The organism is Billgrantia gudaonensis, assembly GCF_900100195.1.
GTDB classification, from domain to species: Bacteria; Pseudomonadota; Gammaproteobacteria; order Pseudomonadales; family Halomonadaceae; genus Halomonas; species Halomonas gudaonensis.
In genome coordinates this window covers 32856-54831 of sequence record NZ_FNES01000015.1, presented here as the reverse complement: position 1 = coordinate 54831, position 21976 = coordinate 32856, and the positions used below count along the sequence as shown (strand labels likewise).

Annotated in this window: 26 protein-coding genes; 15 read left to right on the top strand and 11 right to left on the bottom strand. The window is 66.9% G+C overall.

Annotated elements, in window-relative coordinates; genetic code table 11:
* Positions 1-115: 115 nt before the first annotated feature.
* Positions 116-1369 carry an MFS transporter gene (locus BLP96_RS15940; protein WP_176761542.1) on the bottom strand — a complete coding sequence of 418 codons (1254 nt, stop codon included), beginning with the start codon at positions 1367-1369 and terminating at the stop codon, positions 116-118.
* Positions 1370-1523: 154 nt separating this feature from the next.
* Here BLP96_RS15940 and BLP96_RS15935 point away from each other — a divergent pair, with 154 nt between their 5' ends.
* On the top strand, positions 1524-2423 hold the full coding sequence (locus BLP96_RS15935) for a LysR substrate-binding domain-containing protein (RefSeq protein ID WP_089688143.1): 900 nt from the start codon (positions 1524-1526) through the stop codon (positions 2421-2423).
* The gene (locus BLP96_RS15930) at positions 2420-2773 is read left to right on the top strand and encodes a DUF427 domain-containing protein (protein WP_089688140.1); all 354 of its coding nucleotides are present in this window, start codon (positions 2420-2422) and stop codon (positions 2771-2773) included. The genes BLP96_RS15935 and BLP96_RS15930 overlap by 4 nt, the downstream gene beginning before the upstream one ends.
* A 237-nt stretch (positions 2774-3010) precedes the next feature.
* Here BLP96_RS15930 and BLP96_RS15925 read toward each other — a convergent pair whose 3' ends face one another.
* Positions 3011-3226: a DUF3820 family protein gene (locus BLP96_RS15925; protein ID WP_089688138.1), complete on the bottom strand. Its 216-nt coding sequence runs from the start codon at positions 3224-3226 to the stop codon at positions 3011-3013.
* A 160-nt stretch (positions 3227-3386) separates the two neighbouring features.
* Here BLP96_RS15925 and BLP96_RS15920 point away from each other — a divergent pair, with 160 nt between their 5' ends.
* Both BLP96_RS15920 and BLP96_RS15915 read left to right on the top strand, forming a co-directional pair.
* Positions 3387-3809 carry a GFA family protein gene (locus BLP96_RS15920; RefSeq protein ID WP_089688136.1) on the top strand — a complete coding sequence of 141 codons (423 nt, stop codon included), beginning with the start codon at positions 3387-3389 and terminating at the stop codon, positions 3807-3809.
* A 129-nt stretch (positions 3810-3938) separates the two neighbouring features.
* On the top strand, positions 3939-4685 hold the full coding sequence (locus BLP96_RS15915; protein WP_089688134.1) for a FadR/GntR family transcriptional regulator: 747 nt from the start codon (positions 3939-3941) through the stop codon (positions 4683-4685).
* Between the two features lie 11 nt (positions 4686-4696).
* Here BLP96_RS15915 and BLP96_RS15910 read toward each other — a convergent pair whose 3' ends face one another.
* From BLP96_RS15910 to BLP96_RS15900, 3 genes are read right to left on the bottom strand one after another with little or no spacing between them, the layout of a single operon-like run.
* Complete coding sequence (locus BLP96_RS15910; RefSeq protein WP_143005128.1) at positions 4697-5962, bottom strand: allantoate amidohydrolase; 1266 nt, start codon at positions 5960-5962, stop codon at positions 4697-4699.
* A gap of 14 nt (positions 5963-5976) precedes the next feature.
* Positions 5977-6678: a DUF1028 domain-containing protein gene (locus BLP96_RS15905; RefSeq protein ID WP_089688132.1), complete on the bottom strand. Its 702-nt coding sequence runs from the start codon at positions 6676-6678 to the stop codon at positions 5977-5979.
* Positions 6679-6685: 7 nt separating this feature from the next.
* Positions 6686-8077, bottom strand: a complete 1392-nt coding sequence (locus tag BLP96_RS15900) for a YfcC family protein (protein ID WP_089688129.1) — start codon at positions 8075-8077, stop codon at positions 6686-6688.
* Positions 8078-8282: 205 nt separating this feature from the next.
* Between BLP96_RS15900 and BLP96_RS15895 the strand changes: the two genes are divergently transcribed.
* The gene (locus BLP96_RS15895; protein ID WP_089688127.1) at positions 8283-8849 is read left to right on the top strand and encodes a nucleoside deaminase; all 567 of its coding nucleotides are present in this window, start codon (positions 8283-8285) and stop codon (positions 8847-8849) included.
* A gap of 42 nt (positions 8850-8891) precedes the next feature.
* Here BLP96_RS15895 and BLP96_RS15890 read toward each other — a convergent pair whose 3' ends face one another.
* Entirely contained in the window at positions 8892-9365 is a 474-nt protein-coding gene (locus BLP96_RS15890) for a YbaK/EbsC family protein (protein ID WP_089688125.1), read from the bottom strand.
* Positions 9366-9608: 243 nt separating this feature from the next.
* On the opposite strand from BLP96_RS15890, the gene BLP96_RS15885 reads away from it, so the two are divergent.
* The 8 genes from BLP96_RS15885 to BLP96_RS15850 all read left to right on the top strand — a co-directional run bounded on the left by BLP96_RS15885 (position 9609) and on the right by BLP96_RS15850 (position 15539).
* Positions 9609-10199, top strand: a complete 591-nt coding sequence (locus BLP96_RS15885) for a TetR/AcrR family transcriptional regulator (protein WP_089688123.1) — start codon at positions 9609-9611, stop codon at positions 10197-10199.
* Positions 10196-11149 (top strand): DMT family transporter, encoded by a 954-nt coding sequence (locus BLP96_RS15880; RefSeq protein ID WP_089688121.1) that lies wholly within the window; start codon positions 10196-10198, stop codon positions 11147-11149. The genes BLP96_RS15885 and BLP96_RS15880 overlap by 4 nt, the downstream gene beginning before the upstream one ends.
* Before the next feature lie 9 nt (positions 11150-11158).
* Complete coding sequence (locus tag BLP96_RS15875) at positions 11159-11791, top strand: SDR family oxidoreductase (protein WP_089688119.1); 633 nt, start codon at positions 11159-11161, stop codon at positions 11789-11791.
* A gap of 10 nt (positions 11792-11801) precedes the next feature.
* Complete coding sequence (locus tag BLP96_RS15870; protein ID WP_089688117.1) at positions 11802-12284, top strand: metallophosphoesterase family protein; 483 nt, start codon at positions 11802-11804, stop codon at positions 12282-12284.
* A 60-nt stretch (positions 12285-12344) separates the two neighbouring features.
* Positions 12345-12689 carry a hypothetical protein gene (locus tag BLP96_RS15865; protein ID WP_089688115.1) on the top strand — a complete coding sequence of 115 codons (345 nt, stop codon included), beginning with the start codon at positions 12345-12347 and terminating at the stop codon, positions 12687-12689.
* A gap of 120 nt (positions 12690-12809) precedes the next feature.
* Positions 12810-13547, top strand: coding sequence for a class D beta-lactamase (gene blaOXA, locus BLP96_RS15860; protein ID WP_422666826.1), 738 nt, complete (start codon positions 12810-12812; stop codon positions 13545-13547).
* Between the two features lie 225 nt (positions 13548-13772).
* The gene (locus BLP96_RS15855; protein ID WP_089688111.1) at positions 13773-14153 is read left to right on the top strand and encodes a GNAT family N-acetyltransferase; all 381 of its coding nucleotides are present in this window, start codon (positions 13773-13775) and stop codon (positions 14151-14153) included.
* A gap of 153 nt (positions 14154-14306) precedes the next feature.
* On the top strand, positions 14307-15539 hold the full coding sequence (locus tag BLP96_RS15850; RefSeq protein ID WP_089688109.1) for a DUF1835 domain-containing protein: 1233 nt from the start codon (positions 14307-14309) through the stop codon (positions 15537-15539).
* Positions 15540-15558: 19 nt separating this feature from the next.
* On the opposite strand, the gene BLP96_RS15845 is transcribed toward BLP96_RS15850, so the two are convergent.
* The 3 genes from BLP96_RS15845 to BLP96_RS15835 all read right to left on the bottom strand — a co-directional run bounded on the left by BLP96_RS15845 (position 15559) and on the right by BLP96_RS15835 (position 17868).
* On the bottom strand, positions 15559-15846 hold the full coding sequence (locus BLP96_RS15845) for a sll1863 family stress response protein (RefSeq protein WP_089688106.1): 288 nt from the start codon (positions 15844-15846) through the stop codon (positions 15559-15561).
* A gap of 151 nt (positions 15847-15997) precedes the next feature.
* Positions 15998-17305, bottom strand: coding sequence for an MFS transporter (locus BLP96_RS15840; protein WP_089688104.1), 1308 nt, complete (start codon positions 17303-17305; stop codon positions 15998-16000).
* Positions 17302-17868, bottom strand: coding sequence for a TetR/AcrR family transcriptional regulator (locus BLP96_RS15835; protein ID WP_089688103.1), 567 nt, complete (start codon positions 17866-17868; stop codon positions 17302-17304). Before BLP96_RS15835 ends, BLP96_RS15840 begins: the two co-directional genes overlap by 4 nt.
* Before the next feature lie 266 nt (positions 17869-18134).
* Between BLP96_RS15835 and BLP96_RS15830 the strand changes: the two genes are divergently transcribed.
* Both BLP96_RS15830 and BLP96_RS15825 read left to right on the top strand, forming a co-directional pair.
* Positions 18135-18965 carry an AraC family transcriptional regulator gene (locus BLP96_RS15830; protein ID WP_089688101.1) on the top strand — a complete coding sequence of 277 codons (831 nt, stop codon included), beginning with the start codon at positions 18135-18137 and terminating at the stop codon, positions 18963-18965.
* 13 nt (positions 18966-18978) lie between these two features.
* Complete coding sequence (locus tag BLP96_RS15825) at positions 18979-19593, top strand: LysE family translocator (RefSeq protein WP_089688099.1); 615 nt, start codon at positions 18979-18981, stop codon at positions 19591-19593.
* A gap of 53 nt (positions 19594-19646) precedes the next feature.
* Here the strand turns inward: BLP96_RS15825 and BLP96_RS15820 are convergent, their stop codons facing one another.
* Entirely contained in the window at positions 19647-20789 is a 1143-nt protein-coding gene (locus BLP96_RS15820) for a mandelate racemase/muconate lactonizing enzyme family protein (protein WP_089688097.1), read from the bottom strand.
* Entirely contained in the window at positions 20786-21976 is a 1191-nt protein-coding gene (locus BLP96_RS15815; protein ID WP_089688095.1) for an iron-containing alcohol dehydrogenase, read from the bottom strand. The genes BLP96_RS15820 and BLP96_RS15815 overlap by 4 nt, the downstream gene beginning before the upstream one ends.

Below are 21976 nucleotides of genomic sequence, written 5' to 3'. Positions count from 1 at the left end.
GTTGAGGTAGGGGCAGGTCGGTGGTCAGCGGCCTTCGTACTTGCCGTAGGGCATCTTCCGGGTGACCGGCTTTTCTAGGTCCCCGAGCTTCACGCCTCGCGCTAGGGGAGATGGGTCAGACTCCTTCCCGCTTGAGCATGCGCAGTCCGGCGTAGGCGATATAGATAAGTAAGCTGGTCGCGAGCAGCCCACCCGGAACGGCATAATTGCCGAAGACATCGACGAGGCACCCGAAGAGGATGGGGCTGCCCGCGATCGCGACCTGATTGATGGCCATGGCAAGGCCAAGCGTGGTGCCGAGCCTGTGCCGAGGGCTGAGTTCGGAGATCCAGGCGACCCAGGGCCCGTACCAACCGAAGCCGAAGAAACCGAGCCAGGCGGACGCCAGGTACAGCAGGTCCGGGCTCCAGTGGCCGGGGAATAGCCCCAGGGCACACAGGCCGAGCAGCGACCCCACGGCGGTGATCAGGACGATGAGGGGACGCCCGTGGCGTATCTTGTCGCTCCAGGCCGCCAGCAGGACACGCCCCGCCGCGCCGAACAGCTGCATGACCAGCAGGTGGCCAGTCCCGGCCACCAACGGCAACCCGAAGCGGTCGCGGAGATACAGGGACAGAAACATCAGGGCCACCGTCTGGACGGTAATCAGCGCCACGCCGGCGACGACGGCCAGGCGGAACCTCGGCGCGGTGAGCAGCCGGCGCGCGTAGAGCAGCCACGGTTGCTGGGGGCTCTCGGCGCTGCCGTGCCGCGACGCAACGCCGGGTGACGAGCGATACACCAGACAGAACAGGGCGCCACCGCTGACGATCACGCTGGCGCCGACCAGGAATGCCGCTTGCCAGCCGATATGACTTGCTATGCCGGGGAAGAGCGCAGCCGCAACGACGCCGCCGAGCGGTAGTCCAGCCTGGCGGACACCCATGGCCAGGCCGCGCTCTCGAACGGGGAACCAGTGGAAGACCGCCTTGGTACCACCAGGCTGTGCCGTACTGTAGCCGATGCCGACGAAGAACAGGCAGAACAGCAGGCCCGGGAAGGTGGTGGTGATGCCCGCCAGCGTCATGGCCAGGGCCATGATCAGCGCGCCCATCCCGATCACCCGGCGCTCGCCAGCCCGGTCAAGCCACTCGCCGGCCAGCATAAGCCCCACGATGGGCGCCACGTTGAGCACCCCGGCGAGCACCCCGACGCTGGCATGGGAGAGCTGCAGGTCCGCCTGAAGGAATCCGCCGAGCACGCCGATGCCCTGAGTCGCGACGGCAGCCGTCGTTTGTGCTGTCACGGCGGCCGTGAGCACCCACCAACGATAGGGGGCGGATGCTGCCTGCCGTCCGGCCGGTGCATCGCTCTCGTGTATGTGCTTCACGCTGTCTTTCCGCTCCTCGAGTGGAGACCCCGCGCGATATCGCCCGGCGAGCTTAGCCGAGTCGATGCGTGATTGGCTTCACGCTAAGCGATGCACCATAATTTTTTAAATTGGTTATGCGGTATCTATCATTTAGTTTCAGAGTTATGCGCCCATGCACGATTTGGAGATAGAGCTGGTACGCGCCTTCGTCGCCATCGCCGAGGAGGGCAGCTTCACCGGCGCTGGGCGACGGCTGCACCGCACCCAATCGACGGTCAGCCTGCAGCTGAAGCGTCTGGAGCGCCGCCTGGGCCTGCGGCTCTTGCATCGTACGCAAGGAAGGGCGGGGGCGCTGACGCCGACAGGGCAGCGGCTATTGGAAAACGCGCACAGCCTGCTGCGTGCCCATGACCGGGTGATCGCCGCACTCCGTGGGCGGCAGCTCAGTGGATCGGTGCGTCTTGGCCTCTCCGACGAGACGGCCCATCAGGACCTCTCGCAGGCGCTGGCCCGCCTGCAGGCGTCCCACCCCCTGGTCGAGCTCGAAGTGACCTGCGCCTCCTCGGGCGAACTCGAAGAGTGGGTCGCGACGGGTCGGATCGACCTGGCGCTGGTGAACCGCTGTACCCGCGCTGTGAGCGACAGTCTCCGGGTGCACACGCTGTATCGGGAGGCGCTGACCTGGGCCCTGCACCGGGATATCCGCTGGCAAGCGGGCCAGACACTGCCGCTGGCCTGCTCCACTCACGGCTGCGGCTATCGGGCGAGGGCGATTCAGGCGCTCGAGGCGGGGGGCGTAACGTGGCGTGCCGCCTATACCAGCTCGAGCCGGCAAGGTGTGTGGAGTGCCGTGACGGCCGGACTCGGCGCCTCGGCGTTGCCGTTGCACGGTATTTCTCACGATGCGCCCGGGGTGCTCATCGGCGCCGCTACCAAGCTCCCTCCGCTGGAATCGGTAGACGTTGCCATCGTATCCGGCGACAATCGAGACAAGGCGGAGCTATTGACGATGCTGCGCACCTACCTCCAACAGCAATTCGCCACCCGAGCCGACCCCAGGACAACGCCATGATCCACGATCCGACCGGCCGCATCACGCTGCACCGCCACGGCCGGCGCGTGCGGGTCTGGGCCGGCGAAACGCTGCTCGCCGACACCCGCAACGCCGTCGAACTGCGCGAGACCGGCTACCCCGACCGGCAGTATTTGCCGCGTGACGACGTGGCCATGCAGCGCCTCGTGCGCACCGATACCGTGACTCACTGCCCCTTCAAGGGCGGAGCCAGCTACTACGCCATCGAGCTCGTTGGCGAGTCGCTCAGCGACGCCGCCTGGAGCTACGAGGCACCATTCGAGGCGATGGCCGATATTGCCGAGCGGCTGGCCTTCGACTCCGGGAAGCTCGAGGTGAGGGTGGAATGAAGGACAGGGTGCGCTACTGAGCTGCCTCGTGTCGCCTTGCCCTACCAGCGCTCTGCCCGACGACAGGGGAAGGGCACGGAGGCACGGTGAATTTCCCGATAGGGATAAATAGCAAACCTTTCCCTCTTGCCAGCACCATCTCGTGAGGCCCTGACCCTTCGGCTTCATGCTCTTGCCGCCCTCACCGGTGTCTCGCCGGTCAGGCGGCGGAACATGACGATGAAGCGATCACCAGGCTCACTCCCGCTCCCGCAACGGCTCGAGCAGCGGGCTCAGCCCGTTGTGGTCGATCTCGTGCATCAGGTACAGGAGCTGGCCGATCTCGCCGGGCGGGAAGCCCTGGCGGGCGAACCAGTTGAGGTAGGGGCCGGGCAGGTCGGCGATCAACCAGCCTTCGTATTTGCCGTAGGGCATTTTCCGGGTGACCAGTTCTTCCAGATCCTCGGGCTTCACGCGTCGCGCTCCTGGGCAAAGCCCCGAGTATGCCATGGGGCATCCGCTGCCGCTGCTTGCTAAGCTGATACCCGGATGTCCTCGGCGGCTTCTCCGGGCACGTTGCCCCCACCATGAAACGGCCGTCGAGCCATTGTCATGCAGCCTGAGGAGGCGGGGTATGGACGCTAACTTCGAGCATCAAGGGCGTTGTCTATGCGGTGCGGTTCGAGTCACTGCCGGTACGAAGGGCAACAGCATGGGCGTGTGTCATTGCACGATGTGTCGCCGCTGGGGTGGCGGTCCGCTGTTTGCGGTGGAGTGTGACGACGCTGTGGCCTTCGAAGGCGAGGAGCACATCGCCGTCTTCAGCTCGTCGGAGTGGGCGGAGCGTGGCTTCTGTCGGACGTGTGGCACGCATCTGTTCTACCGTTTGAAGGAGGGAGGGCACTACGCGATGCCTGTCGGGCTGTTCGATGACGACGACTCGTGGCGTCTCACCGAACAGATCTTCATCGACCAGAAGCCGGCGTTCTACGCGTTTTCGCAAACGACGAAGAACCTCACCGGCGAAGAGGTGTTCGCTCTCCATTCCGGAAAATGAGGCGTCCACGCCCGCGTGGACGCAGGGAGCAGACCGACAGAGCCTAGCCGAACGTCGGATCCGGCCAGACTGTCCCCTTACCGGCCAATGGCTTACCCTTGATGTCCCTGTGTCGGCATGAGAGAAGCAATGGCTGGTTCTGCATCGCGTCGCCTTCCCTACCACGTCGCGGATACCATCAAGGGCTGGATCGTGGATCGGCAACTGATGCCGGGCGACCGTCTGCCCAGCGAGGCGGAACTCATGGAAACCCTCGACGTTTCCAAGGGCACCATCCGCGAGAGCACGCGGGTTCTGGAGGCGCAAGGCCTGGTGGTGACGCGCACCGGCCCGGGTGGCGGCGTGTTCGTGTGCAAGATGAGCGAGGCCAAGGCGACCTCGCTGCTCAGCCATTACTTCTATTTCCAGGACATCTCGATTCGCGACATCTACCAGATTCGCCTGGCTCTGGAGCCCGAACTCGCCGCCTCGCTGGCGGGCAAGGTCGGGGCCGAGGATCTGGCCCGCCTGCGTGCCAGCCTGCACAGCTATGCCACGGCTGCTCCCGACATGGAAACCGAGCGGCAGCAGCACATCGATTCGCTGCGCTTCCACGAGATGCTCGCCGAACTGGCCGGGGGCAATCCGCTGTTGTCGTTCATCATCCGCTTCACCGTGCAGATGCTCTCCGACCTGACCGTCTACCGGCGGCTCTACGAGCCCGGCGATCACCAGATCGGGCCCACCGGCTGCCAGTATCACGCGCGGGTGTTGGATGCCATCGAAGCAGGGGACGCCGACCTGGCCCGTGAGCTGATGCGCGAGCACATGCTCTCGGCCCAGGCGGTGATGAACGACAACGAGGCTCAGGTCAGACGTGGCTTTCTGGCCGACTGAGACGGCGGGCGTCAGTCCCGGTCGCGGGTCTCGGGTGCCGATCCCAGGTCGCTGAGAAAGCGCATCAGCACGCGGGTGGCGCGGCCGGCGTCTTCCTCGCTGATGGCTTCGTCGGGATGGTGGCTCAGGCCCTCCTTGCAGCGTACGAAGAGCATGCCGATGTCGGTCAGGTCGTGCATGGCCAGGCCGTCGTGGCCGGCGCCGCTGAACAGGCGCTGGGTAGGCTCGTCGCAAGCCCGGCAGGCGCCTTCCAGCGCTTCGATCAACCACTCGGCGCAGGCGACCGCTTCGGCGCCGTAGGTGGGTTCGCTCGACAGCTCGAGGCCGCGCGTTCGGGCGATCCGCTGGCAGGCCTCCAGGATTTCCCGACGTCCTTTCTCGCGCACGTCCGCGCTGGGGGAACGCAGCTCCAGCGTGAAATTCACCTCGGCGGGAATCACGTTCACGGCGTTGGGGCGGACATCCAGCTTGCCGACCACGCCGACCAGGTCGGGCGTGGCGTTCAGGGCCCTATCCGCTTCCACCACCATCTCGGCTGCCCCGACCAGGGCGTCGCGGCGGCCGGCCATCGGCGTGGTGCCGGCGTGTCCGGCCTTGCCGCGCAGACTTAGGCGGTGGCGCTCGATGCCGGTCAGCGCGGTCACGATGCCCACCGCCTGGTCGCGCTGCTCGAGCACCGGCCCCTGCTCGATATGCACCTCGACGAAGCCGAAGACCGACTCGGGCCGGCGGGCTACTTGTGGGATCGCCTGCGGGTTGCCGCCGAAGGCTTCCAGCGCCTCGCCGAGGGTCACGCCCTCGGCGTCGCGGGCCTCCAGGCTGGCTGGGTCGAAGGTACCGGCCAGGGCACGGCTGCCGATCAGGGTCGACTGGAAGCGGGTACCCTCCTCGTCGCCGAAGGCCACCACCTCGACCCCGTAGAGCAGCTCGGTGCCGGCCTCCTTCAGGGCTTGCAGGGCCTGCAGCGGCAGGGCGACGCCCAGCATGCCGTCGTACTTGCCCCCTTCGGTGACGGTATCCTGGTGGGAGCCCAGAATCAGGGTCCGCTCGCCCCGTGCGGCTCGTGCGTTGCGTCCCACCAGGTTGCCCGAGGCATCGAGCTCCGGGCTCAGCCCCGCCTGGCGCATCCAGTCGGCGATGAGTTCCAGCACCGCGCGATGTTCGTCGGAACAGAACAGCCGCGTCACGCCCGGGCCGGGCTGCGAGTGGCGCGCGGCCTCATCCAGGCGTGCCATCAGTCGACGACCGAGGGCCGCCTGCGTCGAGGAATCGGTCATGGTCTCTCCTGGAATCAGTGTGTGGGCAGCGAGGCGAGGAAGGCGGCGAACGCCGGTTCGCGAATGCGCTGGAGCAGTGCCCGAAGTGCGCCAGCGGGGTCGTCGGCCCAGTCCACCCGCAGGTCGATGGGCGCCGCATCGAAGGACTCGATGCGCAGGGCCGCCGAGCGGGTGCCGCGAGCGTCGCCGCCGGCCTGCAACGCCGCCTCCAGCGACTCGATCAGACTCTCCGCCAGGCGTGCCTCGTAGCCATCGCGGTAGCGGGGCGTGGCGGCCTGGCCCCACGCCGCGTCGGGGTTGGTGCAGGTCTGCGTCAGAAAGGTTCGCAGCAGCCTCTCCACGACCCGCTCGTCGGCCAGCATGTTGCCGGCCGCAGCGGCCGTGGGGCGCAGCTCGGCGGCCACCACCGCCAGATTGTCGCTGCCGGAGTGCACGGCGGCCCGGCCATCGGCATCCATCGCCAGGCATTGGCGGCGCGAGGCACCGCTGTCCCGTTCGATCGTCTCTTGCAGCGCTCGTCGGGCATCGAGGCCCTGCTCCAGTGCCTGGCGAATGCCCTCGGGGTACCACGGATTGGTGGCCAGACCCTGGGTGGCACAGGCACCCAGACCGCGCCACGCATGGTGCACGTAGCCACCCACCGCCACACCGCCGGTGGCCGTCAGCGCGGCGACCGTGCCGGTCGCCGGCTGCACGTGAATCAGCGACAAGGTCATGGCGGGCTCAGTATCCGGTCACGTGGCCGATGATCAGGCCGACCCAGGCCAGCACGTAGACCAGCACCATGAAGGGCAGAATGGCCTTCAGCCATGCCACGTAGGAGACCCGACCCAGAGCCAGCATGGCCAGGGTTCCGCCGGACGTGGGCACGATCAGGTTGGTCAGGCCGTCGCCCACCTGGAAGGCGGTGATCATCAACTGACGGCTCATGCCCACCAGGTCGGCCACCGGTATCAGGATGGGCATCGTGACCAGGGCCTGGCCGGAACCGGAAGGCACGAAGAGGTTGATCGCCCCCTGCACCACGCTCGCCATGATCGCCGACAGGGCGCCCGGAATATCCTGAATCAGGCCGCTCAGTCCATGCACGATGGTGTCGATGATCTGCGCCTGGCCGAGGATCACCTGAATGGAGGCCGCCAGGCCGATCACCAGTGCCCCGGGGGTGACCTTGGAGGCGCCTTCCATCATCTGCTTGACGATCTCGTTGGCGGAGAGGCCGTTGACGATGCCGATCACGATGGCGATCAGCAGGAACATGCCGGCGATCTCGTTGATGTACCAGCCGCGGGTGAAGACGCCCACCAGCATGGCGGCCAGGCCCAGCACGAATACGCCCAGGGTCAGCTTGTTGCTCTTGGTCAGCTGGTATTCATCCAGGGACTTGGTCATGGCCTTGGTGTTGTCCGGCTCCTCGAAGTCCATCTTGACCACCCATTTGCAGATGTAGAGGGAGAGCAGGGCCAGGGAAGAGACCACTAGCAGGGTGCGCAGCCAGGCGCCGGAGAAGGTGGGCAGTTCGGCGATGCCCTGGGCCACGCCTACGGTGTAGGGATTGATGGGCGACAGTGCGAAGCCGATGCCGATGCCGCCGACCGCCATGGTGGTGCCGACCAGGCTGGAGCAGCCGATGGCGCTGGCGATGAGCACGGCAATGGGTACCAGGGCGATGTTGTTCTCGAAGCCCACGGCCACGCCGAAGAAGCCGTAGATGAAGGTGCCGGCGGTGATGATGATGTTGCGTCGCTCGACGCCGACCCGGTTCACCGCGACGCCGATGGCATTCTCCAGCGCGCCGGTGCGCTGCAGGATATGGAACAGACCGCCGGCGATGAACACGATGAACAGGTAGAGCGATGCCTCGTTGAGGCCGCGGGGAACCGCCACGAAGATGTCGAAGGGCGAGATGGCCTCGACGTCGGTGAGATAGGTGAAGGATTCGGGGACCACGCGGGTGCGTCCATCTTCCTGGACCCGCTCGTACTCACCCGCCGGCACCACGAAGGTGAGAGCGTAGGTGGCCAGCAGGATCATGAAGATCAGCACCATGGGGTCGGGTACCGTCTGGTACCACTTCTTCTTGCGCTGTGACAGCGCCTGCTCGGTTGTACTCATGTCGTTGTCCTTGTTCGCCGTGCGCCGGCGAGTGGGGGTACCGGCGCATACTGAGCAATTTATCATGATAAATTGCCCGGTCAAGAAACGAGCCGAGAGAGCCCCGGGCGTTCATGCCGATGGCCGTCGGTCGCGATTGCCCGGAAGGAGTGGCATCGCTCGGGTCAAGGCGGCAGGATAGAGTGACAATTCGAACGGAGGCACCATGGAAACGTTGCTGAACGCACGCACGGAAGTCACGCACGCGGCCCTGGCCGCCATCGCTCACATGCCCACGGCCAGCCTGCCGGTGCTGATGGACGAGGCCTTCGCGAGGCGGCTGACCGATGGCGATTTCATGCGCATCGCGGTATTGCTGGCGCAGAAGAGCTTCGACGAGGGCGGCTGTCCCATTGGCGCGGTGATCGTCGACAACGACACCGGGCGCATCGTCGGCAAGGGCCACAACACGCTGGTGCAGGAGAACCACCCGTACCATCACGGCGAGACTTCCGCCGTGCGCGATGCCGGTCGCATCGACTTCAGCCGCACGACGTTGTTCACCTCGCTGAGCCCGTGCGAGATCTGCGCCACGCTGCTTTACATGCGCGGTTTCTCGCGCGTGGTGGTGGGCGACGTCACCAACGCCTCGGGAACCGAGTCGCTGCTGAGCGAGAAGGGCGTCCAGGTCGACATCCTGGAAGACCCCCGCGGAATCGACCTCTACGCCCGCTTTCGTGCCGCAAAGCCCGAACTCGATCGGGAAGACTGGCAGGGTCGGCGCGCCTCGTGAACCTCGATTGGGCCGGCGCCAAGCCCCGGTGCGGGTGCCGACTCAGGCCGTCACCGGCTGCTTGCAGACGTCGACCCACTCCGCCTCGACCAGCTCGGCCAGGCGGCTCGGAGTGAGGCGCACCGCGCTGTTGAGGGCGCCGGCGGCGGGCAGTACCTCGGCGAACGCGCGCAGCGAGACATCGCAGTAGACGGGCAGTGGGGTGGCCAGGCCGAAAGGGCAGACGCCGCCCACCGGATGACCGGTCAAGGCCAGCACCGTTTCGGCGTCGAGCATCTTCGCCTTGCCGCCGAAGGTTTCGCGCATCTTGCGGTTATCGATGCGCGCCTCGCCGCCGGCCACCACCAGCACCTGGCGCTCGCCCACGCGGAAGGCCAGCGTCTTGGCGATCTGCCCCGGCTCGACGCCATGGGCCGCGGCGGCCAGGGCGACCGTGGCGGTGCTGGTTTCCAGTTCCAGTATCTCGAGGTCCGGGGCTTTCTCGGCGAGGAAGGTACGTGCGCTCTCCAGGCTCACGGTCGTCTCCTTGTGGGCGTGTTCGGGGAAGGGGGGCGTGCGGCGTTCGATCCGGGCTCCGGGCTGACCGAAGCCGATAGGACTGTCACGATAGCAGGTCGTGCCGAATGCGCACCACCGGCCCGGTTTGCGTTGCCTGACCCAATGAATGCGGTCGCCTCGCCTTTTTCTGGCGACGCCCCTTGCTGCGATGGCTAGAGTAGGTAGACTGGTCTACCTACCTGTCGCTGAGATGAGCTCTTCATGCCTCTAGCACGACCTCCGTCGCCTAAGAGCGCCCGCGACCGACTGCTCGCCGCGGCCGCCGCGCTGTTCTACGACCACGGCATCCATGCCACCGGCATCGATGCCATCGTGCAGCGCGCCGGCGTGGCCAGGAAGAGCCTCTACAACAACTTCGCCTCCAAGGCCGAACTGGTGGCCGCCTATCTGGAGGCCCGCCACGCCGAGTGGCGGGCGCTCTACGAGGCCCGCCTGCACCGGGCCGGCTCGCCCAGGGAACGGGTGCTGGCGGTCTTCCAGGCCTACGAGGATCATGCCGAGCACGCCTACGAGCATGGCTTTCGCGGCTGCGGGTTGCTCAATGCCGCCGCCGAGCTGCCCGCCGGCGATGTTGGCCGGCAGGCCGTCAGGCAACACAAGGAGGAGGTCGAAGCGCTGCTGGCCGAACCGCTCGGCGAACTGTTCGGTGCCGACCCGGCGCGCCAGGCCGAGGTGGCACGGCAGCTCGCCTTCCTGCTCGAGGGGGCCATGGCGCGTGCCGGACTGGAGGGGCGCAGCGACTGCCTGCGCCAGGCGCGCGAGATGGCCGCGGCCCTGCTGGAGGCACGATGAACGCGACGACCCGAGAGCGCCTGCTGGGTACGGCGACGGTGCTCATCGCCGCCCTGCTGTGGGGCACCACCGGCACCGCTGCGACCTTCGCTCCCGAGGTGAGCGCAGTGGCCATCGGTGCGGTGGCGATGGGCGGGGGCGGTCTTCTGCAGGCACTGCTCGCTGCCGGGCGTATCCGTCGCCATGCGGGAGCGTTGTGCGCTCGGCGGCGAGTGCTGCTGCTCGGTGCCGTGGCCGTGGCCATCTACCCGCTGGCCTTCTATGCCTCCATGCGCCTGGCCGGCGTGACCATTGGCACGGTGGTTTCCATCGGCTCGGCACCGCTGCTTTCGGTACTGATCGAGAACCGTCTGGACGGGCTGCGTCTCACCGTGCGCTGGGCCACCGGTGCCGCCCTGGGGCTTGGCGGCATGCTGCTGCTGTGCCTGGCCGAAGGCGGTGGCCATGTCGCCACCGGCGACGAAGTGGTGCCTGGCGTTCTGCTGGGGCTGCTGGCCGGGCTCAGCTATGCTCTCTACTCTTGGACGGCGCGCCGCCTGATGCAGCGCGGCATTGCTTCGCGCGCCGCCATGGGGGCCACCTTCGGCATCGGTGGCCTGCTGCTGATGCCGGTGCTGCTGGTCACCGGTGCGCCGCTGTTGGCCTCCTGGGGCAACGCCGCCGTCGGCCTCTACATGGCGCTGGTGCCGATGCTGCTGGGGTATCTCTGCTTCGGCCACGGCCTGGCACGCATCCCCGCCAGCACGGCAACCACGATCACGCTCTTCGAGCCGGTGGTCGCCGCCGGCTTGGCCGTAGCCATCGTCGGCGAGCGGCTGCCACCGCTCGGCTGGGTCGGCATCGTATTGATCCTGGCCTGCCTGATATGCGTTAGTGCACCCGTTAGCCCGTCTCGCCGGCAGGCCGTTGCCGAGGCGGCGAGGCGACGTCCAATCAGCCCGCAATCCTGAGGAGAGCCCATGACGACTCTGGTAATCGGTGCCAACGGCCAGATCGGCTGCCAGTTCTGCGCGCTGGCCCACGCGGCGGGCGAGCCCATCCGCGCCATGATTCGCCATCCCGGCCAACAACCCTGGTTCGAGGAGCGCGGCATCGAAACGGTGATTGCCGACCTGGAAGGCGACTTCACCCACGCCTTCGACGACTGCGATCAGGTCGTCTTCACCGCCGGTTCCGGCCCGCACACCGGTCCCGACAAGACTCTGCTGATCGACCTCTACGGTGCCATCCGTGCCGTCGACGCCGCCCGTGAGCGTGGCCTCTCTCGCTTCCTGATGGTCAGCGCCATGCGCGCCGAGAATCCCCAGGCGGCACCCGAGAAACTGCGTCCTTACATGGCCGCCAAGTTCGCCGCCGACGCCTATTTGCGTGCTTCCGGCATGCCCCATGTGATCCTCAAGCCGGGGCGGCTCACCGACGACCCCGCCAGCGAGCGGGTGGCCGCCTCGCTGGAGGAGACCGACGGCGAGAACCGCGTCTCGCGCGGCAACGTCGCCCACGCCCTGCTGCACCTGGTGAAGGCTCGGGAACTCGTCGACCGCGAGTTCGTCCTGCTCGATGGCCAGCGATCGATGGCTGAAGTGCTCGCCTGAGGCCGTTTTCATGCAGGCCATCATTACCGAGCGGCCCATCGGCGTCATCAGCGATACCCATGGGTTGCTGCGCCACGAAGCGCTGTCGATGCTGGAGGGCTGTGGGTTGATCCTGCACCTGGGCGACGTCGGCCATCGCGACGAAGACGCCGCCATCCTCGAACGCCTGGCCGAGCTCGCTCCGCTGGCGACGGTGCGCGGCAATATCGACACTGCCCCCTGGGCCGAGACGCTGCCGATGACCCGCGATCTCGCCGTCAACGGCTGGCGTCTGCACCTGGTGCACGTCCTTCGGGAGTTCGATCCCGCCACCTCCTGCGATGCCGTGCTCCACGGCCACTCCCACAAACCGCGTAACGAATGGCAGGATGGCCGGCTGCTGTTCAACCCCGGCGCCGCCGGCAAGCGCCGCTTCCGCCTGCCCATCACTCTCGGCAAACTGTGGGCCGATGCGCGTGGCCTACGCGGCGCCATCCTGCATCTGCCGCTGTGATTCGCGCCGATGGTGTGACAGCCTTGCCGGCAGACCTCCGCCGATATCGGGATCTCGACCATGGGCACCGTTGAAGAAGCCGACCTGGCACCGCGCCTGCGCGAGCTGCTCCTGCACCTGCCTGCCGAGGCCGTGCCGATCACCTACCGGCAGGCCGCCGAGGCCCTGGGATTGTCGCCGCCGGGCACCATCCAGCGCGTAGCTCAGGCGCTGGAAACGCTGATGCGCGAAGACGTTGCCGCCGGCCGCCCGATGATCGCGGCGCTGGTGGTCAGCCGCCGCGGCGAGTTGCCCCGTCAGGGGTTCTTCGAACTGGCCGTCGAGCTCGGTCGCTTTCCCTCCGATCCGGCGCGGCATGAGGTGGCGTATCGGCAGGAATTGGCGCGGCTCATGCAGGCCCCATGAGCGCTTGGTCGCTCTCACCGTAGGCCTGTCGCCTGGCCTCATGAAACGATGGATGGAACCATGACCCTGAAACTTTTACTGGCTGGCGCCCTCGCGCTGACCTTGACGCCACTGGGCGCGATGGCCGACTCCTGGCAGGAGCGGGACGTCTGGGAGGCGCTTTTTCAGGACTATGACGCGGAGGGCTCCCTGCTGGTGGTGGATCAGCGTCAGGATACCCAAGCGGCCTGGGTGCATGACGCCGAGCGCGCAAGGCAACGCTTCGTGCCTGCCTCCACCTTCAAGGTGCCGCACACTCTTTTCGCCTTGGATGCCGGCGTGGTGGAAGACGAGTTCCAGGTCTTTGCCTGGGACGGTACCGATCGCGGTGTCCCGGCATGGAATGCCGACCAGGATCTGCGCTCCGCCCTGCGCAACTCGACGGTCTGGCTCTATCAGCAGTTCGCCCGGGAACTGGGCGAGGAGAGCGAACGCCGCTACCTGGAGGCGACCGACTACGGCAATGCCGAGGTCGGTGCCGATATCCAGAATTTCTGGCTGGAGCCGGACAATCTGGAGGTCTCGGCCGCAGAGCAGATCGGCTTCCTGCAGCAGCTCTATCGCAATGCGCTACCGTTCGACGAGGCCGACCAGCGGCTGGTCAAGGACCTGATGATCGCCGAGGCTGGCCGCGACTGGATCCTGCGCGGCAAGACCGGCTGGTCCGGCGAGCTGGCCTGGTGGGTGGGCTGGGTCGAATGGCCCAGCGGGCCGGTGTTCTTCGCCCTCAACATGGACACCCCCGATCGTATGGACGACATCCCCAAGCGCGATGCCATCGTGCGCGAGGCCCTGCGTGACTTGGAGGCGCTGCCCTGAGGGCCATCGCTTCGGCTACCGTGAGCGCTGCCTGGTAAGCTGGTACTCCGATGGTAGTGCTCATGCTAAGGACTGTGACTGGTGACTACACTTAAACTTGGGCATTTGAGCGGGCTCGTGCGTGATACCTCGCTCCATCTGGCGCCAGTTCAGGAACGCCACCTAGCAATATTGCAGAACTGGTGGCCAGATGCCGACAGCTGCCGCCTGTGGGGTGGTCCTGACATGCATTTCCCTATCATCCCGGAACAGTTTCGCCAGGATCTGCAACTCGAGAACATGTCGAGCCGCGCGCTGCTTAACGCTAAGGGCGAACTGCTGGGCTTCGGCCAATACTGCCGACGACATGAACGTTGCCACCTGGCACGGCTTGCCGTCGCCCCCTTCCGCCGCGGTCAGGGCCTGGGTGTTCAGCTCATCGCGGCCCTGGCAAGTGAGGGAGTGCAAGCGCTGGGTGTCAACGAGTGTGCTCTCTACGTCTACCCCCAGAACCCTGCCGCCAGGCTCTATACCCGGCTCGGATTTCACGATGTCGCACTCCCCGATGGCCAACGTCTGGATGGCTGTCGCTATTTGGTCGCATCCGTCATGCTTGGGTTTGCGTAGCCTCCGATTGACACCGCGCCATGCTGGGGTACGCTAAACGCAGCGCCGCCAGGCGTCCCCGTCCGCGGAAAGGGCTGCGCCCATCGCTTCCAATCGGCTTCCCCATACGACTCCCGGCCTGTCCGGCGGACGCAGGCATATGGAGGGATTCGTATGACCACGCTTCCCCGGCCGGATGCCCGGTCGCATGGCCGCTTCAATCTCGAGCAGCAGCGCAAGCGCGCCAAGGAACTGTTCAAGGCAGCCCGCGCCGACGAGCCGGCCGCTCTCGCGCGAATACTTCGGCACCTCTCGCCACGCGAGGCACCGCTCAAGCTTGCCGATGCCCAGTTCGTCATCGCCCGCGAATGCGGTTTTCCCAGTTGGCCTCGGCTCAAGGCGCATATCGAATCCCTGGAGGCGTCGCGGCGGCTGATTGCCGAACGGGGCGACGGTGACCTGGCAACGCTGCACATCCGTTGCGGTTCGGATATCGAGCACAGCCTGCGTACCGCTGGTTTTGAGGGCGACTTCCTGGAATTTTCCGATCCGTTCTGCATTGGCCCGCTGAAGGATCTGCTGCCCGAGGAACTGATGCGGTTACGCGCCAATTACCTGGCAGAGGTTTCCGGAATGGCCGAGGGCGACGTTCTGGCGCGTCTTCTCCGGAGCTACCGGGGACTGGCCGAGCTGGACCGTTATGCGCGGCTGGTGCTGTGGTTCGAGCATGACAGTTACGACCAATTGCTGCTGGCCTACCTGTTGCACCGACTGCGGGCGAACCCACCCAACGCCAGGATCGAGCTGATAGCCGTGGAGACCATCCCTGGCGTGGAGCGGTTCATCGGTATCGGCCAGCTAGCCCCGGACCTGCTGGCTTGGCTGTGGCGTCGGCGTCGTCCCGTCGAGGCGCCGCTGCTCGAGCTGGGCTCCCGGGCCTGGGAGGCACTCACGGCCGATACCCCCGAGGCGCTGGAATCCCTGATCGCCACCGGTACGCCGGCCCTGCCGATGATGGGCAAGGCGCTCGGGCGCCATCTACAGGAGCTGCCCGCACCGAATACCGGTCTCGGCCTGACCGAGCGACTCATTCTGGAGACCGTACGCGACCATGGCCCTCTGCCGGTGGGCAAGGCCTTCGCTTACCTGATGCGCGAGTACGAACCGCTGCCCTATCTGGGCGATCTGACGTTCTGGTGGTTGCTGCAACCGCTGATTGCAACGCCCCAACCGCCGCTGGAGATCGGCGAGGCTCACGAGGAGTGGCCCCATCGCCGACTCAGCCTGACCGACCTCGGGCACGATATCCTCGCGGGAAGTCGCAACTGGTTGGATCATGCTCCCGGCGAGCGCTGGGTGGGCGGTATGCGTATTGCGCCACGCCGGGAAGCGATGCGCCGGCCTTGAAACGAACTGCCGGCAGGGCTTACTTGAAGCGCGAGCGAGCCTTCTCGAAGGACTCGCTCAGCGAATCCCAGGCGCGTTCGGCGCCGGCCTTCACATCCTCCCAGGCGTCGTCGCTGGCCTCGCGCATCTCCTGGAGTTTCTGACGCACTTCCTCGCGCCTCGCTTCGAGGCGTGCGGCCTCCTTCTCCCTATCGATACGGGCATCGGCCTCGGCGCCCTTGGCCCGGGCCCGCAGCTTGTCGATCTCTGCCTGCCACTCGTCCAGTTTGGCCTGCAACTTCTGCTCGTAGGCTTCCCTATCGCTCATGAAACGCTCCTTTCCGTCCGAGAGGATGCATGTCGAGAAGCGGCCCCGGTCTTTCGGGGCGCGCCCTACCTGTTCAGAGTGGACCATCCCGCGGGAGTTTCCTACGTTGGCGACGGTCCCGCGGCAGGCCATCGAGCCTCCGGATGTGTGGCTAGGCTAGCCCGTCCTCTTTCGCCACGGGTTCGATTGGCTCGCCATTCTCGTCCAGCAACTGGTGGTCGTAGGCTGCCTGAAGGCCGGTCTCGTCAACCGCCGGCGGCTCTTCCTGTTGCGGTTCTGTGGCGTCTTCCGTCCAGTCCGCCCAGTAATCGATATGGCCCGGATAAATCGGCGACAGCATCGCCAGCAGGATGCCGATCATCGTGAAGATGGCAAATGCATCGGCGTATCCGAATCCGTCGACCAGCGCGCCGACGACCGGAGAGCCAACCGCCTGGCCGAGCGCGCAGGCCATGAATGGCAACACCGGCCCCATCGAGAGGCGGCCCGGCAACAGCCGGATGCCGGTCATGAGGTACAGCCCGGTCAGACTCATGTAGGCAAGGCCGAAGACGAGCGCGGAGAAGATCGCCAGCCCCAGCCGGCCCGGGCTGGCGGCGAGCAATGCCAGGCTCGAGGCGAGCATCATCAGCATCAAGGCTTGCGTGATCGGCGGGTTATTGCGGTCGGCCAGGTCGCTCACCATGGCACCGCCGAGGCCGGCGATACCGACCGCCAGCCACAGCCAACCGGTGTGGCCGGAGGGAAGCGCGCCGAGCGTGACCGCCAGGTCCGGCGCGAAAAGCCAGTACGCCGCCGACACGAAACCCATGGCAAAGGCGAACAGCGTGAGCCGAGCGAGACGCGACCACTGCAACCGAGTGATCGGGGGCGGCGGTGCGGCATTTGCCGGCATGATCCGTGATACCGAGGGAAGGAAGAACCACGCGGCAACGATCCCGATGCCGGCCAGCGCGGCGAACATGGCATACGTGAAACGCCACTCATCGTATAGGAAGACGACGGTCGGCACTGCGACGATGATGCCGACGCTGGTACCGGCATTCATGATGGAACTCACGCGTCCATGCATCGTGCGGCTCACCAGGGCCTGCATGGCGGCGGTCAGTGCCGGCATCATCAAACCGGTGCAGATGCCGCAGATGAACACGCCGACACCGAGCCATAGGGCATCCGATGCCTGACTGATCAGTGCCAGGCCGCCAGCACCGAAGCTACCCGAGAGCACCGCCAAGTTGCGAGCGCCGAGGCTATCGGCGGCCAGTGGCGCGACCAGCGTGGCGAGCACGAAACTGATGAACGGCAGCGCCCCGACGATGCCGATCAGGTACGGCGTCATGTCCAGCTCGGCGCTGATGGAAGGAACGAACAGGCCGAAAGCGAAGCGCGCGAGCCCATAACTGATGGCGATCAGCGCGGCACCGAATAGGGCGAATCCGATGTTCGACAAGGTTCTCATGGGGTCTCGCTCCGGGCCGTTGCGAGGAGGGTTTCGACCACCGCTCGGGTGTCGGCCAGGGCCGTCGGCGCGCCCAGCAAGGCCACCGCCATATTGCTGCCTTCCAGCACCAGGAAGAGGCGGCGCGCCAGGCCGACGTGGGGATCCAGCCCGTCGCGGGCCACGGCGGCTTCGAGGCGTGTCAGCAGCTCGGTCTTGGCGGCCGCCGCCAGGGCATGTATCTCCGCGCTGTGCTCGGCGAACTCGCCCATCGCCTTGGCCATGATGCAGCCCTGCGGGCTGTAGCGTTCCAACCAGCGGCCATGCGCCTCGACCAGGGCGCGCGTCTCCTCGCCCGGCGAGGCGGAAGCCACAGCCGCATCGAGACTGGCGATGAAGCGCTCATGGCGGGCCTCCAGGACGGCGGCCACCAGTGCCTCCTTGGAGGCGAAGTGGTTGTAGAGCGTCATGCGCACCACCCCGGCAGCCGCCACGATGCGGTCGATGCCCGTGGCATGAAACCCCTGCTCGTAGAAGAGGCGCTCGGCAGTGGCGAGCAACTGGTCGCGCTTGGAAGCTGGCATCGGCGGCCTCTCCTATATAGACCGATCTATCTAAATGTGACCCTATTGCAGTACAACGTCTCAGAGGCGTCAAGCGATTCCCTGGCGAAGTGCGCTCGGCATGAGGGCGGAAATTCGCGAGGATGGCGCTATGGCATGCCAGTCGCGGGTCAGGTCGATACCGCGGTTGGCTCACTGCCCGTCGAATTCCGCAATAATGTCCAAGCCGGTGGCCTGGCGTTACGCCTAGACTATGCCCGAGTGACGTTCAGGGGAGGCCTGGCACGGTGGAACGGACGAGTCGCTTCGACTACTACAAGAGTCGGCACATTCCCGAGCTCAAGGTGCTGCGGGCAGCGCTGAGCGATTTCAGCTACGACCGCCATGCTCATGAGGAGTATGCCTTCGGCGTGACCCTCGCCGGGCGGCAGGATTTCTTCAGCGGCGGGGAGTTTCACCGCAGCTCGCCGGGCAACGTCATCCAGTTCAATCCCGAACAGGTGCACGACGGGCACCCGGGCGATGACAGCACGCTGGGCTACGTCATGACCTACGTACCGGCCGCCCAGCTCGAGGCGTTGTTCGCCGATGCGGCGGGGAGCGAACGTGCCGGCGCATTCCGCTGTGGCGACACCTTGATCCCGGATCCCGAATTGCGGCGTGCCATCCTGGAACTCTCCCAGCTCGTCATCCACCGAGTGGGCTCGCGCATCGAGCAGGAGCACGCCCTCTACCGGATAGCGTCGCGCCTGGTGCAGCGTGCCGGCCAGTTCCAGGGGGCCGGCAAGGCGAGTCGCCCCGATGCACTGCTGATGCGCGCCAAGGAGTACATCCTCGCGCACCTGGAAGACGATGTGTCGCTGGACGACATCAGCCAGGCCGCCCACCTCTCGAAGTATCACTTCCTGCGCCTGTTCCGGCAGCAGTTCGGCATTACGCCGCATCAGTACGTGCTGAACTGTCGGGTCAATGCCGCGTGCCATGCCCTGGAGGCCGGCGTGGCACCTGCGGAAGTGGCCTTCCGCTATGGCTTTACCGACCTCAGCCACTTCAACCGCCGTTTCAAGCGCATCTACGGCAAGACGCCGAACCAGTACCAGCGCAGCGTCACTTCGTAACCGGGAATTCGCCATGTTAGCGATCGTTGCCTATGCCCTGGGCGTCATGTACACGCCCGGGCCCGTGAACCTGCTCGGTCTGAATGCCGGGCTTCATGGACAGGCCAGGGCCACGCTGGGGTTTTTCCTCGGGGTGGGGGCGGCCATGCTCATTCTCTTCTTGCTGTTCGGCTGGGTCGGCGCCGCTTGGGTACAAGGCGACGTGCTCGCCGTGGTGGGTGCCCTGGGCTGCGGATACATCCTCTATCTGGCCATCAAGATCGCTCGCTCGAGCATCGATCTGGGTGCCGTGCGCCAGGCCCCGCGGGTGATGCGCTTTCGCGATGGCCTGATCATGCAACTCTGCAACCCCAAGGGCATCGTCGCGACGTTGCCGATTGCCACGATCCAGTTTCCCGCTGCGGGCATTCACGGCATTGCCCTGGTGCTCTGGTCGATGGGGCTGGCCGTGCTGGCGGTCGGCGCGCCCGGCAGCTATGCGCTGGTCGGCGCCCTGCTCGGCAAGCGCATCGAGAACCCGAGAATCCTCAAGGGCTTCAGCCTGGCGATGGCGGCCTTGCTGCTGTGGGTCGCGATCACCATCGGCTACGAGCATGTGTGGCTGCCCCTCGCGACTGGGGGACGCTGAAGGCCGAGGGCACGAACTGACTCTGCACCGCGCTATGAAGAGGCCGCTTCATGTCAGCCATAGGTGGCCTGGTCGGCGCGGGTGTCGCGCAGGCGCTGCTCGTCGAGGGCGATGCCCAGGCCCGGCGCTTCGGAGAGGGTCAGCCAGCCGGCGTCGTCGGCGGTTAGCGGGGCGAGGAGCGGATAGTCGCGGGCCTCGGGCGTCCATTCCGGCGGGTCGAAGGGAAATTCCAGGTAAGGGCAACCTTCGGGGCCCACGGTGCCGGCGGTCAGGTGCAGGTTGGCGATCAGGCCGATGCCGTTGCCCCAGGTGTGCGGGGTGAACCACTTGCCGCGCGCGGTCACCTCCCGCGCCAGTCGGGACAGCCCCAGCATGCCGATCGAACAGACCGCGTCGGGCTGGTAGACGTCCAGGCAGTCGCGCCGCAGCATCTCGTGGAACTCGTAGGGCTCGCGGGTCATCTCGCCGCCGGCGATCTTCAGCCGGTCGCCGGCATGCGCATTGAGCGCCGCCATGCCGGGATAGTCGCCCCGGTAGAGCGGCTCCTCCATCCACAGCACGTCGTGGCGGATCAGTTCCTCGGCCACCTCGGTGGCCTTGCCCAGGTCCCAGGGGGTCTGCACGTCCCACGGCATGCGCCAGCCCTGGTTGCAGTCCACCATCAGGGTGTATTCATCGCCGAGCGCCCGGCGCACCGCCGCCAGGGCCGCCAGGTCGTCGTCGATCCTGGGGCGGCCGAAGCGCAGTTTCATGGCCGGGAAACCGGCGTCTCGCACTCGTTCGGCCAGGGTCACCAGCTGCTCGAGCGGGCGGTGGGTGCCGCTGGAAGCGTAGGCGCGCAGGCGGTTCGAGGTGCCGCCGAGCATGCGCCACACCGGCTCGCCGCGGATCTTGCCGGCGAGATCCCAGAGTGCGACCTCCAGCGGCCAGCAGCGTCCGGCGTGAAAGCCGATGTTGTCGATCACGCCGCTGTGGCGTTCCAGCTCCAGCGGATCGCGGCCGATGAACAGCGAGCGGAAGTCCTCGAAGCCATACATCGCATCGCCGGAGCCCACGCCTTCGCGTCCTTCGCTGTCGATCACGCGGACCAGGGTCGCCGGAAACCGCCGGCGCGGCTGGCTATCCCAGGCCGCCGGAAAGGGCGGCTCGAGCGGCTGTTGGTGGTGGGTGATCTCGATGCGGTCGATGACGCTCATGCGGGGTGCTCCTGGGCGGCTGTCAGGTGGGCCAGACGGCGCTCGAACAGCGACACCGTGGCCTCGGCGAGCGCGTGCCAGTCGTCGGCTTCCGGCCGTCGCGCGGCGTTGTCGGCCATGGGGGCGTTCTCCTCGGCCTGCATGGTCGCCGAGAGGGCTTCGGCGTCCATCTCGAGATCGGCGAAAGGCGCCAGCGCCGCATCGAAGCGGGCGGCATCGACCAGGGTGCTGAAGCGGGCGGGCAGATCGTGCGCCGTGTCGCCTTTCGCCAGGGCCTCGGCTGCCGGGGCGAAGACGGTCTCGCGCCCGTCGATCGTCCAGGCCAGGGTGGCCTCCACGCCGAGCGTCACGGCGACGCCATGCGGCAGGTGGTAGAGCGAGCCGAGGGCATGGCCGATGTTGTGCCCCAGGCCCGTGCCGCCGTTGTCGATCGCCTGGCCGGCGAGGCAGGCGGCGACCTGCATCTGCTGGCGCGCCTCTAGGTCGTCGGGGGCGGCCACCGTGCGGGGCAGCGCCCGCCCGATCAGCCGCATCGCCTGCAGTGCGCTGGCCTCGATGAAGACGTGGCGCCCCTGGCCGCTGGCCGCCTCGAGGGCGTGCACGAAGGCGTCCAGGCCAGTGGCGGCGGTCAGTGGCGCCGGCAGGGTGCGCGTCAGTTCGGGGTCGAGCAGCACCGCCTCGGGCAGCAGCGCGTCGCCCCAGGCCCACTGCTTGCGTCCCCGGTCGTCGGCGACGATCGAGGTGCGAGTGACCTCCGAGCCGGTGCCCGAGGTGGTGGGGATCATCACCGCGGGGGCGCGTCCCGCCCAGGGCGTGCGGGCGAGCAGGTAGTCGGCCATGGCGCCGGGGCTCTCAGCCAGGGCGGCCACCAGTTTGGCGATGTCCAGGGCGGTGCCGCCGCCCAGGCCGATCACCAGCGGCGACTCGAGCTCGCGGGCGGCCTCGGCGCCGGCGTCGACCGTCGCCAGGGTCGGCTCGCCGGCGGGTGCGATGAAGCGCGTCACGGGCAGTTCATCGTCCAGCAGCGAGGCCAGTCGGTCGACAAGGCCGGTGGCCGCGATGCCGGCGTCGGCAACGATCAGCGCACTGCCGGCGTCATGGTCGCGGCACAGCTTGGGCAGTTGCGCCAGCGTGCCGGCGCCGACCACCAGCGGCACCTGCCGGCCGGTCGTGAAGTTCATCGGCAT

What these genes read in the sequence shown, in the direction of transcription:
- BLP96_RS15855 (WP_089688111.1), top strand. Translation starts at nt 13,773, where the DNA reads ATGCATTTCCCTATCATCCCGGAACAGTTTCGCCAGGATCTGCAACTC.
- BLP96_RS15885 (WP_089688123.1), top strand. Translation starts at nt 9,609, where the DNA reads ATGCCTCTAGCACGACCTCCGTCGCCTAAGAGCGCCCGCGACCGACTG.
- BLP96_RS15895 (WP_089688127.1), top strand. Translation starts at nt 8,283, where the DNA reads ATGGAAACGTTGCTGAACGCACGCACGGAAGTCACGCACGCGGCCCTG.
- BLP96_RS15930 (WP_089688140.1), top strand. Translation starts at nt 2,420, where the DNA reads ATGATCCACGATCCGACCGGCCGCATCACGCTGCACCGCCACGGCCGG.
- BLP96_RS15920 (WP_089688136.1), top strand. Translation starts at nt 3,387, where the DNA reads ATGGACGCTAACTTCGAGCATCAAGGGCGTTGTCTATGCGGTGCGGTT.
- blaOXA (WP_422666826.1), top strand. Translation starts at nt 12,810, where the DNA reads ATGGCCGACTCCTGGCAGGAGCGGGACGTCTGGGAGGCGCTTTTTCAG.
- BLP96_RS15815 (WP_089688095.1), bottom strand. Translation starts at nt 21,976, where the DNA reads ATGCCGATGAACTTCACGACCGGCCGGCAGGTGCCGCTGGTGGTCGGC.
- BLP96_RS15835 (WP_089688103.1), bottom strand. Translation starts at nt 17,868, where the DNA reads ATGCCAGCTTCCAAGCGCGACCAGTTGCTCGCCACTGCCGAGCGCCTC.
- BLP96_RS15825 (WP_089688099.1), top strand. Translation starts at nt 18,979, where the DNA reads ATGTTAGCGATCGTTGCCTATGCCCTGGGCGTCATGTACACGCCCGGG.
- BLP96_RS15865 (WP_089688115.1), top strand. Translation starts at nt 12,345, where the DNA reads ATGGGCACCGTTGAAGAAGCCGACCTGGCACCGCGCCTGCGCGAGCTG.
- BLP96_RS15840 (WP_089688104.1), bottom strand. Translation starts at nt 17,305, where the DNA reads ATGAGAACCTTGTCGAACATCGGATTCGCCCTATTCGGTGCCGCGCTG.
- BLP96_RS15845 (WP_089688106.1), bottom strand. Translation starts at nt 15,846, where the DNA reads ATGAGCGATAGGGAAGCCTACGAGCAGAAGTTGCAGGCCAAACTGGAC.
- BLP96_RS15915 (WP_089688134.1), top strand. Translation starts at nt 3,939, where the DNA reads ATGGCTGGTTCTGCATCGCGTCGCCTTCCCTACCACGTCGCGGATACC.
- BLP96_RS15910 (WP_143005128.1), bottom strand. Translation starts at nt 5,962, where the DNA reads ATGACCGATTCCTCGACGCAGGCGGCCCTCGGTCGTCGACTGATGGCA.
- BLP96_RS15935 (WP_089688143.1), top strand. Translation starts at nt 1,524, where the DNA reads ATGCACGATTTGGAGATAGAGCTGGTACGCGCCTTCGTCGCCATCGCC.
- BLP96_RS15905 (WP_089688132.1), bottom strand. Translation starts at nt 6,678, where the DNA reads ATGACCTTGTCGCTGATTCACGTGCAGCCGGCGACCGGCACGGTCGCC.
- BLP96_RS15820 (WP_089688097.1), bottom strand. Translation starts at nt 20,789, where the DNA reads ATGAGCGTCATCGACCGCATCGAGATCACCCACCACCAACAGCCGCTC.
- BLP96_RS15870 (WP_089688117.1), top strand. Translation starts at nt 11,802, where the DNA reads ATGCAGGCCATCATTACCGAGCGGCCCATCGGCGTCATCAGCGATACC.
- BLP96_RS15875 (WP_089688119.1), top strand. Translation starts at nt 11,159, where the DNA reads ATGACGACTCTGGTAATCGGTGCCAACGGCCAGATCGGCTGCCAGTTC.
- BLP96_RS15850 (WP_089688109.1), top strand. Translation starts at nt 14,307, where the DNA reads ATGACCACGCTTCCCCGGCCGGATGCCCGGTCGCATGGCCGCTTCAAT.
- BLP96_RS15880 (WP_089688121.1), top strand. Translation starts at nt 10,196, where the DNA reads ATGAACGCGACGACCCGAGAGCGCCTGCTGGGTACGGCGACGGTGCTC.
- BLP96_RS15900 (WP_089688129.1), bottom strand. Translation starts at nt 8,077, where the DNA reads ATGAGTACAACCGAGCAGGCGCTGTCACAGCGCAAGAAGAAGTGGTAC.